This window comes from Peptacetobacter sp. AB800, assembly GCF_047807365.1.
Taxonomy (GTDB): domain Bacteria; phylum Bacillota; class Clostridia; order Peptostreptococcales; family Peptostreptococcaceae; genus Peptacetobacter.
The window spans coordinates 21312-38610 of record NZ_JBLOUI010000011.1; the positions used below are offsets into that span (position 1 = coordinate 21312).

The 17299-nt window shown below is 32.8% G+C and carries 19 protein-coding genes; 1 reads left to right on the forward strand and 18 read right to left on the reverse strand.

The window, feature by feature from the left end:
• The first annotated feature begins 65 nt into the window (after positions 1-65).
• Positions 66-815: a GntR family transcriptional regulator gene (locus ACK2WN_RS05140; RefSeq protein ID WP_416155001.1), complete on the forward strand. Its 750-nt coding sequence runs from the start codon at positions 66-68 to the stop codon at positions 813-815.
• A gap of 79 nt (positions 816-894) precedes the next feature.
• Here the strand turns inward: ACK2WN_RS05140 and ACK2WN_RS05145 are convergent, their stop codons facing one another.
• The 18 genes from ACK2WN_RS05145 to ACK2WN_RS05230 all read right to left on the reverse strand — a co-directional run bounded on the left by ACK2WN_RS05145 (position 895) and on the right by ACK2WN_RS05230 (position 17231).
• Positions 895-1914 (reverse strand): FUSC family protein, encoded by a 1020-nt coding sequence (locus ACK2WN_RS05145; protein ID WP_416155002.1) that lies wholly within the window; start codon positions 1912-1914, stop codon positions 895-897.
• Positions 1915-2160: 246 nt separating this feature from the next.
• Positions 2161-3540 carry a peptide MFS transporter gene (locus tag ACK2WN_RS05150; protein WP_416155003.1) on the reverse strand — a complete coding sequence of 460 codons (1380 nt, stop codon included), beginning with the start codon at positions 3538-3540 and terminating at the stop codon, positions 2161-2163.
• A gap of 328 nt (positions 3541-3868) precedes the next feature.
• Positions 3869-4132, reverse strand: a complete 264-nt coding sequence (locus tag ACK2WN_RS05155) for a hypothetical protein (protein ID WP_300530003.1) — start codon at positions 4130-4132, stop codon at positions 3869-3871.
• A 31-nt stretch (positions 4133-4163) separates the two neighbouring features.
• Positions 4164-5558: a F0F1 ATP synthase subunit beta gene (gene atpD, locus ACK2WN_RS05160; protein WP_329999644.1), complete on the reverse strand. Its 1395-nt coding sequence runs from the start codon at positions 5556-5558 to the stop codon at positions 4164-4166.
• 15 nt (positions 5559-5573) lie between these two features.
• A complete protein-coding gene (atpG, locus tag ACK2WN_RS05165; RefSeq protein WP_329999643.1) occupies positions 5574-6467 on the reverse strand; it encodes an ATP synthase F1 subunit gamma in 894 nt (297 codons plus the stop codon).
• The gene (atpA, locus tag ACK2WN_RS05170) at positions 6468-7961 is read right to left on the reverse strand and encodes a F0F1 ATP synthase subunit alpha (protein ID WP_270839819.1); all 1494 of its coding nucleotides are present in this window, start codon (positions 7959-7961) and stop codon (positions 6468-6470) included.
• Between the two features lie 18 nt (positions 7962-7979).
• A complete protein-coding gene (locus ACK2WN_RS05175) occupies positions 7980-8519 on the reverse strand; it encodes a F0F1 ATP synthase subunit delta (RefSeq protein ID WP_006441182.1) in 540 nt (179 codons plus the stop codon).
• Positions 8516-9016 carry a F0F1 ATP synthase subunit B gene (gene atpF / locus ACK2WN_RS05180; RefSeq protein ID WP_006441181.1) on the reverse strand — a complete coding sequence of 167 codons (501 nt, stop codon included), beginning with the start codon at positions 9014-9016 and terminating at the stop codon, positions 8516-8518. Before atpF ends, ACK2WN_RS05175 begins: the two co-directional genes overlap by 4 nt.
• A 54-nt stretch (positions 9017-9070) precedes the next feature.
• The gene (atpE, locus tag ACK2WN_RS05185) at positions 9071-9316 is read right to left on the reverse strand and encodes an ATP synthase F0 subunit C (RefSeq protein WP_040410755.1); all 246 of its coding nucleotides are present in this window, start codon (positions 9314-9316) and stop codon (positions 9071-9073) included.
• A 132-nt stretch (positions 9317-9448) separates the two neighbouring features.
• A complete protein-coding gene (gene atpB / locus ACK2WN_RS05190) occupies positions 9449-10213 on the reverse strand; it encodes a F0F1 ATP synthase subunit A (protein ID WP_416155004.1) in 765 nt (254 codons plus the stop codon).
• Between the two features lie 4 nt (positions 10214-10217).
• A complete protein-coding gene (locus tag ACK2WN_RS05195; RefSeq protein ID WP_329999636.1) occupies positions 10218-10688 on the reverse strand; it encodes an ATP synthase subunit I in 471 nt (156 codons plus the stop codon).
• 461 nt (positions 10689-11149) lie between these two features.
• Positions 11150-11599 carry a deoxycytidylate deaminase gene (locus ACK2WN_RS05200; protein WP_300529988.1) on the reverse strand — a complete coding sequence of 150 codons (450 nt, stop codon included), beginning with the start codon at positions 11597-11599 and terminating at the stop codon, positions 11150-11152.
• Between the two features lie 152 nt (positions 11600-11751).
• Entirely contained in the window at positions 11752-12204 is a 453-nt protein-coding gene (rpiB, locus tag ACK2WN_RS05205; protein WP_040410749.1) for a ribose 5-phosphate isomerase B, read from the reverse strand.
• Between the two features lie 127 nt (positions 12205-12331).
• Positions 12332-13378 (reverse strand): L-threonylcarbamoyladenylate synthase, encoded by a 1047-nt coding sequence (locus ACK2WN_RS05210; RefSeq protein WP_300529986.1) that lies wholly within the window; start codon positions 13376-13378, stop codon positions 12332-12334.
• Positions 13379-13484: 106 nt separating this feature from the next.
• Complete coding sequence (locus ACK2WN_RS05215) at positions 13485-14168, reverse strand: ZIP family metal transporter (protein ID WP_300529984.1); 684 nt, start codon at positions 14166-14168, stop codon at positions 13485-13487.
• Between the two features lie 142 nt (positions 14169-14310).
• Entirely contained in the window at positions 14311-15378 is a 1068-nt protein-coding gene (gene prfA, locus ACK2WN_RS05220; protein ID WP_300529982.1) for a peptide chain release factor 1, read from the reverse strand.
• A gap of 52 nt (positions 15379-15430) precedes the next feature.
• On the reverse strand, positions 15431-16297 hold the full coding sequence (gene prmC, locus ACK2WN_RS05225; RefSeq protein WP_416155005.1) for a peptide chain release factor N(5)-glutamine methyltransferase: 867 nt from the start codon (positions 16295-16297) through the stop codon (positions 15431-15433).
• Between the two features lie 34 nt (positions 16298-16331).
• On the reverse strand, positions 16332-17231 hold the full coding sequence (locus ACK2WN_RS05230; protein WP_300529978.1) for a DUF1385 domain-containing protein: 900 nt from the start codon (positions 17229-17231) through the stop codon (positions 16332-16334).
• Positions 17232-17299: the final 68 nt, after the last annotated feature.

Consider the following 17299-nt stretch of genomic DNA (forward strand, 5'->3'; position numbering starts at 1 on the left):
ATTGACAATACACAGTTTCGAACTTATAATACAACTTGTATAATCTAATGGATAGGGGAAGGAAAATGATACCAGAGATTTCATCTGAGAAACAAAAAAAATTAAAACACGTAAAAGTTTATGATCAATTATTTAAGAAAATACAGGACGGTGTTTATCCTCCAGGATCAAAACTTCCATCAGAGCCAAATCTAGCTGAACAGATGGGCGTTAGTAGGATGACACTTAGAAGAGCTCTTGCACTCTTACAAGAGGACGGACTTATTTCTAATATTCAGGGTAAGGGAAATTATATTAAAGAGCTTCACACTATAAGCAAAAATTTTGGAATGGAAAAACTTCAACATCCTTTCTATGCTTGTTACAATGATGAGATAGATGATTTGGAAATAGAATTTAGAATAGAGCCTGCAACTGATGCAATATCAAAGAACTTAGAAAGAAAAACTGCCGCAGTTGTTATATCTGATAGATGGTATAAATTTGATGGTGTTACTAAAGGGTACTCGCTTAGTTTTATACCTATAGAGGCTATTTCTGAATACGATGTAGATTTAAATGATATAGATAGTTTAAAAGATTTTATGGAAAATAGAGTTTATTCTATTGTTTCTAAGAGTAACTGTGAATTTAGCTTTACCACTACTGGAAACTTCACAGCTATAAAATATGAACTTTCACATGATGAGATGTTCATATTAATATTAGAAACACTTTACAACAGCAACGGAAATGTAATAATTTCCACTAAACATTACATTCCACTTACAATGTTTAGAATGCATTTAAATGTAATAAATAAGTTAAACGAATAAAAAAAAGAGCTAAATTTCCTCTTTTGGTATCTACCATTTTGAGGACAATTGAGCTCTTTTTCTTTTTTATATTTAGTTTTTAATATTCTACATCAATTAAATCCATTTCTTTATCACTTATTTTTTCTAATAATAATTTTATTCCGCTACTAATTATATGTAATACAAGCACTATAACTATCCCGATAAATAGTCCTATAAATCTATTTACCATTGCAGTTTCTGCATTAAATATTATTAGAGATGCATTTATTGACGATATAAAATTTATAAACTGTTTATACTTGTATTCATCTACAAAGAATCCAACATATCCAAGTATCATAACTAGTACAGCTGCATACTCAACAGGGAATATATATCCAAATACTATCGAGAAGAAGAATATTCCACAAACTGTAGCTGTAGTTCTGTATTTTATTCTATCAACCATATCACTTGTATCTATCTGAGTTAAAGACATTACAACTATGCTAATCCATAGTGGTTTTGCAGAGTTCATAAGTGCAGCTATAAGTATAGCTAATGATACTCCTACTGCCATTCTTACAGATACGTCTACATATTTCATACCTTCTTTTATCTGCTCTTTTAAAGTTCTTCCTTCTTCACCGTAGCCTCTTTTTTTCCATTCAATATATGTAACTAAAACTGTTATAACTGTTGCTATTAATATCCCAACCATTCTTTTAGGAAATAAATCAATTGATACCGGAACAGACTGGCAGAATAAAAGTGGTAATAAAAATACCATATTCATCTTGTATGGTGCTGGTTCTGTTGTAACTATCATCGTTATAAATATATATATAATATTAAGCGGTAATGCAAGCCAAGGAGATATTACCCCAATCTGAGCAACTATCCCAGATCCTATAAATAATGTAGCTATCATAATAAGCATATCGTAAAGTTTTATACCTGTATTCATCTTAGGGAACATCATTATTCCCACATATATTGCAACTCCAGGTAGTGTATTTTCTTCACCAAAAATAGCCATATACGCCATTATAAATCCCATCATCGCTAAAAATCTAAATGTATTATGTTTAATTTTTCCTATAAATTTACTCTTTTCATTACTTTTTTTCTTCAATCAAATAACCCCCTTTTTTAACACAATGAATATAATAACATATAATTCTTAATTTTTCATTAAAAATATTTATATATTTTATATTCTAATATTCTGTAAATTTTATCATTCAAAGGAGATTTATTTTACCTTTATAATAATCCTTTTCTTATTTTATATTTACACATAAAAAAACTGTCACACAAATGTGTGACAGTTTTAATTATATAAACTTTAAATTTTTCAATCTCAATTATAATCCAAAGATTATTTCTGTCCTGCTGTAAGCATTTTTTCAAGTTTTTTATCGAATACAAGAAGTATAACAGCTGATACTATTAGTATAACTGGTATAGCTATGAATACCTGCATCATACCCATTGATTCCATTATACCCTGAACGTATCCTGAAGCTTTAGAAGCAGCGAATGTTGCTAATGTCCAAACACCCATTAATACTGTTAAGTATTTAGCTGGAGCATGTTTAGAAACCATTGAGTTTCCTAGTGGAGAGAAGCACATTTCACCTATAGTCTGGAATACTGTGAATCCTATTAACCATACAACTGAAGCTTTAGCTGTTTCTGGAGCACCAACTCCTCTTGTAAATTCTGCACCTACCATGAATACGAATGCTACACCTAGGAATATAAATCCTAAAGAAACTTTCTGTATCATAGTTAAGTCACCCTGAGGTCTATTAGATAATTTACTCCATATAGCAGCCATAACAGGTCCAAGTAATATACAAAGTAATCCATTAAGAGTAGTTTCTATCCATACTGGTGGAACTGCAAAGCTACCAACATTCATATTTACATATGTATTCATGTAAAGAAGAACTGAAGTAGAAGCCTGATAGTAAGCAGTCCAGAATATTATTGTAAATGCAGATATTATAATTATTGCTATAACTCTTTTCTTTTCATCAGATGTTAAAGCTCTATTTGCTTCTTCAGCTGAAAGAACTTTCTGACCTTCATCACCATGGCTAAGCATTTTCTGTGGTAATTTACCAGCATCACCTAATACTCTCCATCCAAGAACAGATACTACTGTAGCTACTAACATCATTACTCCTGATAAACCGAAACATTTCTGGAATCCCTGAACTAGTGTTCCGTTAACTTCTGTTGCAAATGTGTTAGCACATAAGTATGCTAATATTAATGATCCGAAGAATGAACCAACATTTACGAATGAATATAATATAGAGAATGCAGAGTCTTTCTGACTAGCATCTGTATATAATTCTCCAACCATTGCGTTTAACTGGTTTTTGAATAAACCTGTTCCTATTGAAACTACTGCGATTAATGCATGTACGTGCATAACAGATGTTGCGAAGTATCCTATGAACCATCCACCTGCCATTATAAGAGCACCTATAACAACACAGTATCTAGCTCCTAACCATCTGTCTGATATTACCCCACCTATAACTGGTGCTAGGTAAGTGAAAGCCATTAAGTTAGCCCCGATTATTGCTGCATCAGCAGGATCTAACCCAAGACCACCTTTAGCAACAGCTGTAGCTAAGAATAATAATAATAGCGATTTTGATCCGTAGTATGCGAATCTTTCACAAGTGAACACTAGTCCACAAGCGTATAACCCTTTAGGGTGTTTTGCTGAACTATTTCCCATTTTTGAAATCCTCCTATATTTTTTATAAAAGCATTTTGCTTTTCGTATTAGTAGTGACTTTTTATGTAATTTAATTTTCTAAATTTCACTACTTTTTAAGTATATAACAATATCTATATATTAATCAAGTTTTTTGTTATCTTTTTGTTACTTTTTTCTGACTTTTTTTAAAGTAATCAATATTAAAAAACTATGATATTTAGCCTCTTTTCCTTTTTGTTACTTTAATTTTTTAACTTTATAAAACCGTTTTTCTTGTCAATACAAAACAAAACCGATATCTACTATTTATTTCTTAAATAAATAATAGATACCGGTTTATTTTTGCTTAATCTATATTTTTAGCCATTTTCGTAAGAATAACCACATTTTCATATTCAGAACTTATAAATCCACCTGTAGAAAATACTAGCTCAGTAGATTTTTCTAATTTTATTTTTATGTTTCCTTCAATTATCTCAGCTGAAAATGGACGTCTATTTCTTAAAATCTGTCTTTCTCCTCCAGTTGTTTTTACTATAACAGAATCTACATCTCCATCATAGAAAGTTTTATTTGGAGTAATTATTTTTAAATGTAATGAATTTTCCATTATTCCACCTGCCTTCACCGACTAGATTTTACTATGCATTCTGCACTCTAGCAGTTACATCATCTATTGTTCCAGCAAATAAGAATGCTGATTCAGGAATATCGTCGTGTTTTCCATCTAATATTTCTCTAAATCCTCTAACTGTTTCTTTTATTGGAACATATTTACCTTCTTTTCCAGTAAACTGTTCAGCAACAGCAAACGGCTGAGAAAGGAATTTCTGTATCTTTCTAGCTCTTGCAACAGTTAGTTTATCTTCATCAGATAATTCATCCATACCTAATATTGCTATTATATCCTGAAGTTCTCTATATCTCTGCAGTATAGACTGAACTTCTCTAGCTGTTTTGTAATGTTCTTCTCCAACTATTTTAGGATCTAGTACTCTTGATGTTGATTCAAGTGGATCAACTGCAGGATATATACCCTGAGAAGATATCTGTCTTGAAAGAACTGTCTTAGCATCTAGATGTGAGAATGTTGTAGCTGGAGCCGGGTCAGTAAGGTCATCGGCTGGCACATATACTGCCTGAACTGATGTTATAGAACCATCTTTTGTAGATGTTATTCTTTCCTGTAAAGCACCCATTTCTGTAGCTAGTGTTGGCTGGTAACCAACTGCTGAAGGCATACGTCCTAGAAGTGCTGAAACTTCTGAACCCGCCTGAGTAAATCTGAATATATTATCTATGAATAAAAGTACGTCCTGATGTTCTTCATCTCTAAAGTACTCTGCCATTGTAAGACCAGTTAATGCAACTCTCATTCTGGCTCCAGGTGGCTCATTCATCTGCCCGAATACCATTGCAGTTTTTGATAAAACTCCTGATTCAGTCATTTCTTGGTATAAGTCATTACCCTCTCTTGTTCTTTCTCCAACTCCTGAGAATACTGATATACCACCATGCTGCTTAGCTATATTGTTTATAAGCTCCTGTATTAGTACTGTTTTACCAACACCAGCACCACCAAATAGACCTATTTTACCACCTTTTAGATATGGAGCTAAAAGGTCTACTACTTTTATTCCTGTTTCAAGTATTTCTGCATGTGTTTCTAATTCGTCGAAATCTGGAGACTGTCTGTGTATAGGCATTCTTTTTACACCTTCAAGTTCCCCTTTTCTATCAACTGCATTTCCTAATACATTGAATACTCTTCCTAAAGTTTCTTTACCAACTGGTACACTTATTGGAGCACCTGTATCTATGGCATCTGCTCCTCTTACCATACCATCTGTAGCATTCATAGATATACATCTAGCTGTATCGTCACCGATATGCTGTGTAACCTCTGCTACAACTTTATGGCCATCTTTCATTTCTATTTCAATTGCATTGAATAGGTTTGGAAGTTCTCTACCGCTGTTAAACTTTACGTCTATTACGGCACCTATTACCTGCACTACTTTACCTTTATTCGCCATCTGATTATGACCTCCTTATTTAAGAGCCTCTGCTCCACCGGCTATTTCTGTTATTTCCCGTGTTATAGATGACTGTCTTGCTCTATTGTATTCTGCTTCTAATTTATTTAACATTTCATCCGCACTATCTGTTGCAGACTGCATAGCATTTCTTCTAGAAGCCTGCTCGGAAGCAAAAGATTCTCTTATTCCATTGTACACCTGAGATGCTGTATATTCTGAAATTAATCTTTTGAAAATAACTTCCGCAGAAGGAAGATACTGTCTTCTTGGCTCTACCTTCTTAGGATTTTTTCTTTTTTCTCTTTCATCTAATTTTTTCTCATCCTGTTTAAGCATTTCAAGTTCTACTGGGAATAGTCTTTTTTCTCTTACTGTCTGTATAAGAGCTGATCTAAATTTTGTATATATAAAATATATCTCGTCAATTTCTTTATCTTCGTATAATTGTATAAGATTTTGAGTTATCTCATGCATCTCATCAAATGCACAGTGTTCTGCGCTTTCTATTTTAAAAGGTATTTCAAATCCCTTTTTAGCAAAGTACTCGCAAGCCTTTTTACCAACTGGAACAACCATATCCTTTTCTGGATTCCGCAGTTCCATTACAGATTTGAATATATTTACATTGTATCCACCAGCAAGACCTCTATCTCCTGCAACAGCTATAAAACATCTTTTTTTAACTTCTCTTTTTTCGACAAATTCTTTACAAGATGATTTTACATCTGCACCAGTTCTAATCATCATATCGTATAATTCATACGCATATGGTTTTGATCTTTCTGCTTTTTCTCTAGCTTTCATCAATTTAGAAGAAGAAACAAGGTTCATCGCACTAGTTATCTGTCTAGTACTTTCTATACTTGCCTTTCTTCTTTTTATCTCTTTAGTTCCGACTCCTGCCATTTATCTCACCTCTTTTTTAAAGTTTTCTACTAATTCAGTGAGTTCTTTTCCGTAGTCTTCTCCATTAAGAATTTTTTCGTATATACTTGGTTTATTTTTTCTTATATAGAAACATAATTCTTTTTCAAAATTATGTATTTCATTTATCTCTACATCGTCGAATAATCCATTAAGTACAGAGTAAACTGTCACTACCTGTTCTTCAACTGGTAATGGTTTATGTTCATCCTGTTTTAGTATTTCTACTATTCTTTCACCCTGTTCTAGTCTTGCCTTAGTATCTGCATCTAAGTCTGAACCGAACTGAGAGAACGCAGCTAACTCTCTATACTGAGAATAAGCTAGTTTTAATTCTGATGCTAATTTCTTCATAGATTTTATCTGGGCTGCCCCACCAACTCTCGAAACTGATATACCAGGGTCAACTGCTGGTCTTATTCCTGAGTGGAATAATTCAGGCTGAAGATATATCTGTCCATCTGTTATAGATATTACGTTTGTTGGTATGTATGAAGAAACGTCACCTTCCTGAGTTTCTATGACTGGTATCGCAGTCATTGAACCTCCACCAAGCTCATCTGAAAGTTTTGCAGATCTTTCAAGAAGTCTTGAATGTAGGTAGAATACATCCCCAGGATAAGCTTCACGTCCTGGTGGTCTTCTTAATAATAAAGACATTTCTCTGTAAGCAACCGCGTGTTTACTTAAGTCATCGTATATTATTAAGACATCTTTTCCCTGATACATAAATTCTTCACCCATTGCAGTACCTGCATAAGGTGCTAAGTACTGAAGTGGAGCTGATTCTGATGCTGTAGCAGATACTACTATTGTATAGTCCATTGCCCCGTAATCTCTTAGTGAGCTAACTAACTGCGCAACAGTAGATTTTTTCTGTCCTATAGCAACATAAATACAAATTATATCTTTACCTTTCTGGTTAAGTATTGTATCAGTAAGTATAGATGTTTTACCTGTCTGTTTATCACCTATTACTAGTTCTCTCTGTCCTTTACCTATTGGAACCATTGCATCTATCGCCTTTATACCAGTCTGAAGTGGCTGATATACAGATCTTCTATCCATTATTCCTGGAGCCTCTGCTTCTATAGGTCTTGTTTTATCAGTTTTTATACTTCCTCTTCCGTCTATTGGGTTACCTAGAGGATCCACAACTCTACCTATTAGAGCATCTCCTACTGGAACTTCAACTATTTTTCCAGTTCTTTTAACTATGTCATCTTCTTTTATTCCCTCTTCATCTCCAAGAAGAACTGCCCCGACAGTTTCTTTCTCTAGATTTAGAGCCATCCCATATACGCCTCCTGGGAATTCAAGAAGTTCGCCAGCCATTACATCATCAAGTCCGTAAATACTCGCTATATTATCACCTACGTTGAATATTTTTCCTGTATCAGATAGCTCGACTCTGTTATCGTAGTCTTTTATCTGCCGTCTGATTATCGAACTTATTTCTTCAGGATTTAAACCCATATTCTCACCGCCGTTTCCTTATATCATTTTAGACAGTTCTTTTTTAAGTCCGTTTATTCTACTTCTTACAGTACCGTCTATTTCCTTGTTTCCAATCTTTATAAAGACTCCTCCCATTAAGGACTTGTCTATTTTATTTTCTAACTTAACAACTCTACTAAATTTCTTAGACATCTTAGCTTCTAGCTCTTTTATCTCTTCATCAGATAATGCAACTACACTATAGACTGTACCTTTTTCTAGAGTTTTCTTGTCGTTTACTAATTTCACAAATCTGTGGTATACATCATCTATATATCTAATTTTTTTTCTATCTATTAGAACTTTTAAAAAATTTATAAGGTATATATCAGTTGTATCAGAAAAGATTTTTTCGAGAATAGCCTTTTTATCATCGGCTAATATAAAAGGTGTTTTTAATACATCCGAAAGATCCTTATTTTCTTTGATAGTTTTTACAACTTCAGAAAACTGAGCTAAAACCTCGTCTGTAGTTTCAGTTTCCTCAGCCACGTCAAACATAGCTTTTGCATATACTGGAGCTGATTCATCTATCATACTACGTCTCCTGTTCTATCTATAAATTCGTCTATCAGTTCTTTATGTTTATCCTTATCTATTTCTTTTTCTATTACTTTAGATGCTGCAAGGATAACAAGATCTGACATCTCGTCCTTCATATCGTTCATAGCCCGGATTCTTTCTTCCTCTATTTCTCGTTTTGCTCTTTCCTTCATTATTTCAGCATCTCTCTTAGCGTCATCTTTAATCATATATGATTTTTCTTTTGCCGCTTCTACTGCTGAATTTATTATATTTCTTCCTTCTTCTTCTGCTTTTCCAACTTTTTCTTCGTATTCTTTCTTGAAGGCTTCACCTTCTTCTCTTATCTTCTTACCTTCCTGTATATCCATTGCTATATCTTCTTCTCTAGCTTTTATAACAGCCATAACTGGTTTAAATAAGAGATGTTTAAGTATTAGAAAGATTACAACCGCATTAGCTAGCTGGAAAAAGTATTCGTATGTTAGTGTTACTAACGGTTTTAATTCCATACTCTATCCCTCCTTTCTGTGAATATCATCACAGTATAACACGTTATTTCCGTCCTATATCCAAGGATTAACGAATATAAGAATTATCGCTATTATAAGTCCGTATATTGCTGTTGATTCTGCTATGGCAGCCCCAACTATGAATGAAGACATTATTTCACTCTTTGCTTCTGGCTGGTTACCAACTGCTTCTGCTAGTTTACCTGCTGCGTAACCCTGTCCTAAACCTGCTCCTATACCTGTAAATACTGCTATACCTGCTCCTATTGCTGATCCTGCAACTGCTATTGCTGTAGCCATATCCATAATAATTTCCTCCTCTGGCCTTTTGCCATTTAATATTTTTTAATTTAATTTATTTTAATTTTTACTATATTTTTACTTTACACACTCTACTTTATAAACTTAGCATCTTTTCTAAGTTATAAAGTTCTAAGCATTTTTTAATTTTTTCTTTTCTAACTTTCTAGATTCTCTTTTCTTTAATAGACTAATGTCTACTGAATTACTTATAAATACCATTGTAAGCATTATAAATATAAATGCCTGTATAGAACCTGCAAATATATCAAAGTATAAATGAAGTGGTACCGGCACTAAAAACTGTGCAAACGGAATACTAACTCCTGGTATTAATTCAGATACAAAAGCCATAAGTCTGTAGAATAACATCATTATAAGCGTACCACCCATTATATTACCAAATGGACGGAAACTTAATGAAATAGGTCTAGCTATTTCTCCAACTAAGTTTATTGGTAATAGTACCGGTGTCGGTTCAATCATGTCTTTGAACACTGCGCCACCATTAAATCTAATAGATACTGAATATATAAGTATTACTGTTATTGTAGATAATGCTAATGTAGTATCTAAATCGACTGTAGGCGACCTCAGACCGATTAACGGAACTAGGTTCGAACATAAGAAGAATAAGAATAAACTCCCTATATAAGGAACTATATTTGGTATTCTTTCTACCAATTCTTTCCCCATTGTTGTCTCGACTAAGTTATAAAGTTTGAGAACAGCATATTCGAGGAATACCTGAACTTTACTCTCTGGTACCTTCTTTAAATTTCTTGTTAGAAGATATGATGCTATAGCAAGACCTGCTATTATAATCCAACTTACTATAACTGTTTCGCTGAGCCTAAATCCATTAATATTTACCAACCATCTCGCCTGTGTATTCATCTAGCTATGCCTCCTTTCTCGTAAAAATAGCTGATATCTTCTGCACCATTAAGACTACCTGTGTACTTAAAAGTCCAAGCGCTGCAGTAAACATACTAACTGAATCCAATTTTGCCCCAATAAATAAGATAACGACATATATTGCGAATCTAAAGAAATATCCTCCCGCAAATTTTAATTGGACTACAGTCTTCCCTGCTTGATTCACCAAACTCTCCGTTGATGATACAAGCATACAAAAGTTAAATATTGAGGCTGCACTTCCTATTATTAGGCCAAGAACAGCCGCACTATCCAACTTTAAAACGCTACCTATAAGAGTCTCTCTGTCTATAGACATCTTTGAACAAACCATTAAAGCTATAATAACAACTATATCAAAAATAATGATTCCTTTTATCACTGCTTTAACCTGATTTTTCAACATATTATCCATCAGATCACATCCCCTTTTTGAAATTATTTTTTCATCCATATTACTCAATTATACCCTATTAACAGGATAAGTAACATAGTATATTATTTATTTTTATGTATTTGTTTAAAATAATAAATTATTTTTTGTTTATTATTAATTTAAACTATTGATTTTTTACAATAAAGCTATATTTTTTAATTATATTGATATCTGAATAATTAGAAAGATGCATGATTTTCGCCTTTGTATTTTGTATATTTTTAAAAACTAACTCATTATAGAATATTTTTTTAAAGTTATCAACCTTATTTTTATCTTTTAACAAAATTTCAATTTAAATTCTTCTAGCTCTAAATTTCTTCACATAAAATCTCTCAATACTAGTTATTCCAACGCTTGTAAAAAAACATTTTCCTGAATTTTACGTTCAAAAAGCACTATTGATAATCTTTTCTTATAGTAAAATAATAAAAAAAATACCCCGAAAAACTATTTTTCATAATTTCTCGGGTTTGTTTTTACAATTCTTCGGGATATTTTATCATTTCTACTCCAGCTTCCTCTAATAATTGTGTTGAAAGGTCATCTGGATAATCTCCCTTGTATATTATTTTTTTGATTCCTGCGTTTATACACATCTTCGCACATAGTACACAAGGTCTAGTAGTTACGTATAGAGTAGCATCTTTTATGCTAACCCCATTGTATGCAGCCTGTATTATTGCATTTTGTTCTGCATGTAGTGCTCTACAAAGTTCGTGTCTTTCTCCAGAAGGTATATGCATCTGTTCCCTTTTACAACCTATATTTTGACAATGTTCTAAGTTTTTAGGAGCTCCATTGTATCCTGTAGTAAGTATCTGTTTGTCTTTTACAATTATAGCCCCAACCTGTCTTCTTATACAAGTCGATCTCTTTTTCACTACCTCGGCAATTTCCATAAAATATTCGTCCCATGAAGGTCTCATCTTAAATCACTCCTTTTTAAGCAATTATTATATATATATAATGAAACTTTATATTTTAATTATGCAATTTTTATTCAAAAATATTTATAAAAAAACTGCCTCTTTATACAAGATTATAAAAAGGCAGTAGTTATCTCTAAATCAAAATGGATTTATTTTGTGTATTTTTTTTCTATATCCATTAACATATCTACTCTAGTCTGATGTCTTCCACCTTCGAATTCTGTATCAAGGTATGCATCTACTATGTCAAGTGCTAGTCCTGGTCCAACTACTCTTCCACCCATTGCAAGCATATTTGCATTGTTATGAGCTTTAGTCATTCTAGCTGAGAAAGTATCACTTACAACAGCACATCTTATTCCAGGAACTTTGTTAGCTGCTAAAGATATACCTATTCCAGTTCCGCATACTAATATTCCGCAGTCAGCTTCTCCGTTAGCAACTTTAAGAGCTGCAGCTTCTCCATATTCTGGGTAGTTTACTGAATCTGTTGCATTGTTAGTTCCAAGATCCATTACTTCTATCCCTCTTTTTTCAAGGTGAGCTATTATAGCCATTTTTAAATCGTATCCACCGTGGTCACAAGCTAATGCTATTTTCATTTTAAAATCCTCCATCTCGCTTTAATTTTTACGTTTTATGTCCATTTATGAACATTTCTATTATATTATAACATTAATCTATTTTATAGTACATTACAAACTAGCTAAATAGTATATATTATAATCTTTAATTCGCGTCTATTATTCTATAAGCAGCAGATTTTAAAAGTCTATTCATTATCGCCTGACCAACTCCACAACTTTCAAAGCATACTGAGTAGACTATATCCATTTTTGCTTCGTCCATTTTTATAAGGGCATCAAAAAGATTTGATGCTACTTCATCGTAATCTTTTCCTAAGTCTACAACATAATCGCATTCAAATTTATCCACGTCTTTACTCATACACATTATCCCTGTTTTTTTATTTTCTGCATGATTTTTTCTAGATAATTCATTCATTTTTGTAATCACATTATTTTCTTCACCTTTTACTATATATACCTGTGCATTAGGTGAGTAGTGTTTATACTTCATACCGGGAGCTTTTGCTTTTATATTGTCCTCTTTTTTAGTTAAAGATGGATCTATACTAACTTCTCCAAGTACTTCCTCTAACATCTCTTTTGTGATACTTCCTGGTCTAAGTATCATAGGCTTATCCTCACTAAAATCTACAACCGTAGACTCTAGTCCAAAGTCACAATCTCCGCCCATAATTATTCCAGATACTCTTCCACTCATCTCTTTAACAACGTGTTCTGCCTTTGTTGGAGATGGTCTACCAGATATATTTGCAGATGGAGCTGCAATCTGAGTTTTTGACTCTCTTATAAGTGCATTGGCAATTTTATTTGAAGGCATTCTAATTGCTACTGTTGAAAGCCCTCCACTAGTAACATTTGGAACAATTTCCTTCTTTTTTAGTATTATAGTAAGTGGTCCTGGCCAAAAGTTTTCCATAGCTTTTTTAGCCTTTTCACCAACTTCAAGCGCTATTTTATCTACTTCTTCTATGTCAGCTATATGGACTATCAGTGGATTATCACTAGGACGACCTTTTGCTACATATATTTTCTTAGCTGCATCTTCATCCATAGCGTTTGCACCTAGTCCGTACACAGTTTCAGTTGGAAATATTACAGTTTCTCCATTTTTTATTTTTTCAGCCATTTCTCTTATTATGCCCATATCTATATTATTTTCATCTACTTTTTTTATAACTGTTTCCATAAATCCACCGACCTTCTTTTTATAAATTATTTTCTATAATCTAGTTATAACTAATATACAATATTTTCCATAACTAGACTATAGATTTTAGATTTAATTCCTCCTACTAAGCTATAGATTTTACTATAACAATCCCAAGCATAACACCAATTATTGTATATATACTCTTAGACTCCGGTATCATCTCGTCCATAACAACGTACATCATCATACCTGCTGCTATAGAAAGCAATACTCCTGTTATTGCGGAGAAAATTTCTCCAAAACTAGAACCAATAAAACATCCAATCGCTATTGGAAGTCCTGCTATCATAGACATTATTACAGCTCTCTTTCCACTTGCCTTATTGCATATAAATCCAATTGCAAGAGCCAATCCTTCTGGCAAATTATGCATACCTATTGCCATAGCCATAGCAATTCCCCGTTTAGGTTCTGCTAAAAAAGTAGTCCCTATTGCAAGTCCCTCTGGTAAATTATGCATTATTATACTCATAAGCATTAAATATCCAGAAGAATTTTCTCCATTGATTTTAACTTTTTCTTTAAGAATTTTTGTAGCTAATGCCCCTAAGAATATCAATATAACCGCATACACAATCCCTATTCCCTCGATGGCCTCCTCAATTAAATCAAACATTACCAACGAAAGCATTATTCCTCCTGATAATCCCATAAAAAAGCTCATATATTTTGAAGCCTTTTCATTGAATAATACAGCGAGAATTCCTCCTAATCCTGTGCCGATTACACCGACAATTAAACCAATTAGAGTGATTTTTAAAATCAAAATCCCTGCGCCTCCTCTTTTTTCTCTAAACACAATTAAAAAGTATTTAAAAAAGTGTCTTATCCTCGAATTCAATTCAATAATAAGACACTTTCTCATTCATTTTTATACTAAATCTGATATATGATAATCATACTTTAAATTAGTTTATAGCAGCCATTTTTTCAGTCTGGTCAACTGTTATTAAAGCATCTATCATTTCGTCTATGTCACCATCAAGGAATGAATCTAATTTGTATAAAGTAAGATTTATTCTGTGGTCACTTATTCTTCCCTGAGGGAAGTTGTAAGTTCTTATTCTTTCAGATCTATCTCCTGTACCAACCTGGCTCTTTCTTTCCGCAGATATTTCTTTCTGCTGGTCTGCAAGAGCTCTGTCGTATAATCTAGCTTTTAAAACTTTCATAGCTTTTTCTTTATTTTTAAGCTGTGATTTTTCGTCCTGACATGATACAACTTCTCCTGTTGGAATATGTGTTATTCTTACTGCAGAGTCAGTAGTATTGACACACTGTCCACCGTTTCCAGAAGCTCTGAAAACGTCTATTCTTATATCATTGTCATTTATTTCTACTTCAACATCTTCTACTTCTGGTAATACGGCAACTGTTGCTGTAGAAGTATGTATTCTTCCTCCTGATTCAGTAGAAGGTATTCTCTGAACTCTATGAACTCCTGATTCGTATTTTAATCTAGAATATGCACCTTTACCTTTTATCATGAATGAAACTTCTTTGTATCCACCAACACCAGTTTCATTTGAACTTAGCATAGATACCTTCCATCCTTTTCTTTCTGCATATCTTGAGTACATTCTTAATAAGTCTCCTGCGAATAGAGCTGCTTCATCTCCACCAGCTCCACCTCTTATTTCGACTATAACGTTCTTTTCATCGTTAGGGTCCTTTGGTACAAGAAGTATTTTTAATTCTTCTTCTAATGGTTCTACTTTTGATTCCATATCAGATAATTCCATTTTAGCTAATTCTCTTAATTCTTCATCTGATTCTTCCTGAAGTATTTCTTTTGATTCAGCTATACTATCTAATACAGCTTTATATTCTCTGTACTTCATTATGATTGGCTCTAAATCTGCATGTTCTTTCATGTATTTCTGCCAAACTTTCTGATCGTTTATTATTTCTGGATCAGATATTTTTTCTGTTAAATCTTTATATGTATCCTCTAATACACCTAGTTTTTTAAGCATTTATATATTCACCTCGTCAATTATTCTCGTATTCCGTCAATTTATCATTATATCACAGTTTTGTGCCTATAACAACTCTATCAATGCCCGGTAAATCCTTCTTTGTATATATTTTTTCATATCCACAGTTTTTCATTATATTTGAAACATCTTCTGCCTGGTCGTGTCCTACTTCATAGGCAAGTATTCCACCCTTTTTTAGGTATTTTACAGATCCTTCAGTTATACTTCTGTAAAAGTCTAGTCCATCATCTCCACCTTCTAACGCATTATAGGGCTCATAATCCTTGACCTGAGTGTGAAGTGTTGGTATTACATCTTTTCTTATATAAGGAGGATTAGACACGATTATATCCAATTTCTCCCCACTTCCTTCTAATGCTGAGAACACGTCTGATTTTATAAATTCAGTTCTACTTTCTACACCATTAGATATTGCGTTTTTAGCGCCTATTTCTAAAGCTATATCCGATATATCAAATGATTTTACAAAACTATTCTTTATATAGTATGCAAGGCTAACTGTTATAGCCCCTGAGCCAGTTCCTATATCTAATATATCTATTCTATCTTTTTGTTTATATTCTTCCTCTGAGCAAATTCTTATAATCTCATCTACCAATGTTTCCGTATCTGGTCTAGGAATTAAAACCCCTTCCTGTACATAGAAATCAAGCCCCATAAACTCTCTATTTCCAATTATATAAGCCACAGGTCTACCTGATTTTCTCTCTTCAGCCATTTTTTCGATTTCAGCTAATTTTTTTTCGTCTATCTCTTTATTAAGATTCATATGTAAATATAACTTATCTACATCTCCAAGAGCTTTCATAAGCATTACTTCTATATCCAATCTAGGACTATCACTTATTTCAAAAAACTCATCTGTATATTTTATAATAATATCTCTTATAGTCATCGAATCACCTTTCATTTTTTACAAGTTAATTCTTTTATATTACAGCTTTTAATGAAGCTATTGCTACTTCTAGCTGTTCATCATCTGGTTCTTTAGTAGTTAAGTACTGTAGCATCATACCTGGATAGGCTATTATTCTTGTAAAACCATTATCATATTTCCCAAGTAGTCTTATTATTTCATATGCTATTCCAGCTACTACTGGTATACAAATTATTCTCATTAACACCCTCATCAATGGATTTGGCCATCCAAAGAATGCAAATAGTATTATAGAAGTCGCCATTACTATAAATAAGAAGTTTGTACCACATCTAGGATGTAGTCTTTTAAATTCTCTAGCATTTTCAACTGTAAGCTCTTTACCACTTTCATAACAGTGTATACTCTTGTGCTCTGCTCCATGATACTGGTAAACCCTCTCTATATCCTTGTTTTTAGATATAGCATATATATATGCAAATAGTATTAGTATTCTTATTATCCCTTCTATAAGATTTAAAGCTACATCGTTGTTTATGAATTTAGCAAAAAATCCACCTGCAAATGTAGGGAGCATTACAAATAGACCTACAGATAATATGACCGCTATAACCATAGAAACCATTATTAAAACGTCATTTGCTTTATCTCCAAACATTTTTTTAATAAATCTATCTATAGCATCTTCTTCCTCTTCCCCAGTTTCTTCCATATATATATCTGAAGAATAGTTAAGGCTCTTCATACCATCTATCATAGTTTCAAATAGTATAAACATCCCTCTTAAAAATGGTATTTTATCTATATGTTTATTTTTAACCCAACTATTTATTCTTTCTGTTTTTACTTTTATTTCTCCGTCTGGTGTTCTTACTGCTACAGCCTTTTTCTTTTCCCCCTGCATCATAACACCTTCGATTACTGCCTGTCCTCCAACTGCTTTATAAGACATGAAATCCCCCCTTTTATACTAGTCTTAATGTATTATAACATAAGTTATTTTATTTTTTATTATTTTTG

Bases quoted from the DNA above. Each gene is read 5' to 3' on its own strand.
- ACK2WN_RS05140 (WP_416155001.1), top strand. From the start codon at position 66: ATGATACCAGAGATTTCATCTGAGAAACAAAAAAAATTAAAACACGTA.
- ACK2WN_RS05150 (WP_416155003.1), bottom strand. From the start codon at position 3,540: ATGGGAAATAGTTCAGCAAAACACCCTAAAGGGTTATACGCTTGTGGA.
- ACK2WN_RS05155 (WP_300530003.1), bottom strand. From the start codon at position 4,132: ATGGAAAATTCATTACATTTAAAAATAATTACTCCAAATAAAACTTTC.
- atpD (WP_329999644.1), bottom strand. From the start codon at position 5,558: ATGGCGAATAAAGGTAAAGTAGTGCAGGTAATAGGTGCCGTAATAGAC.
- atpG (WP_329999643.1), bottom strand. From the start codon at position 6,467: ATGGCAGGAGTCGGAACTAAAGAGATAAAAAGAAGAAAGGCAAGTATA.
- atpA (WP_270839819.1), bottom strand. From the start codon at position 7,961: ATGGGTTTAAATCCTGAAGAAATAAGTTCGATAATCAGACGGCAGATA.
- ACK2WN_RS05175 (WP_006441182.1), bottom strand. From the start codon at position 8,519: ATGATAGATGAATCAGCTCCAGTATATGCAAAAGCTATGTTTGACGTG.
- atpF (WP_006441181.1), bottom strand. From the start codon at position 9,016: ATGGAATTAAAACCGTTAGTAACACTAACATACGAATACTTTTTCCAG.
- atpE (WP_040410755.1), bottom strand. From the start codon at position 9,316: ATGGCTACAGCAATAGCAGTTGCAGGATCAGCAATAGGAGCAGGTATA.
- atpB (WP_416155004.1), bottom strand. From the start codon at position 10,213: ATGAATACACAGGCGAGATGGTTGGTAAATATTAATGGATTTAGGCTC.
- ACK2WN_RS05195 (WP_329999636.1), bottom strand. From the start codon at position 10,688: ATGGATGAAAAAATAATTTCAAAAAGGGGATGTGATCTGATGGATAAT.
- ACK2WN_RS05200 (WP_300529988.1), bottom strand. From the start codon at position 11,599: ATGAGACCTTCATGGGACGAATATTTTATGGAAATTGCCGAGGTAGTG.
- rpiB (WP_040410749.1), bottom strand. From the start codon at position 12,204: ATGAAAATAGCATTAGCTTGTGACCACGGTGGATACGATTTAAAAATG.
- ACK2WN_RS05210 (WP_300529986.1), bottom strand. From the start codon at position 13,378: ATGGAAACAGTTATAAAAAAAGTAGATGAAAATAATATAGATATGGGC.
- prfA (WP_300529982.1), bottom strand. From the start codon at position 15,378: ATGCTTAAAAAACTAGGTGTATTAGAGGATACATATAAAGATTTAACA.
- prmC (WP_416155005.1), bottom strand. From the start codon at position 16,297: ATGACTATAAGAGATATTATTATAAAATATACAGATGAGTTTTTTGAA.
- ACK2WN_RS05230 (WP_300529978.1), bottom strand. From the start codon at position 17,231: ATGTCTTATAAAGCAGTTGGAGGACAGGCAGTAATCGAAGGTGTTATG.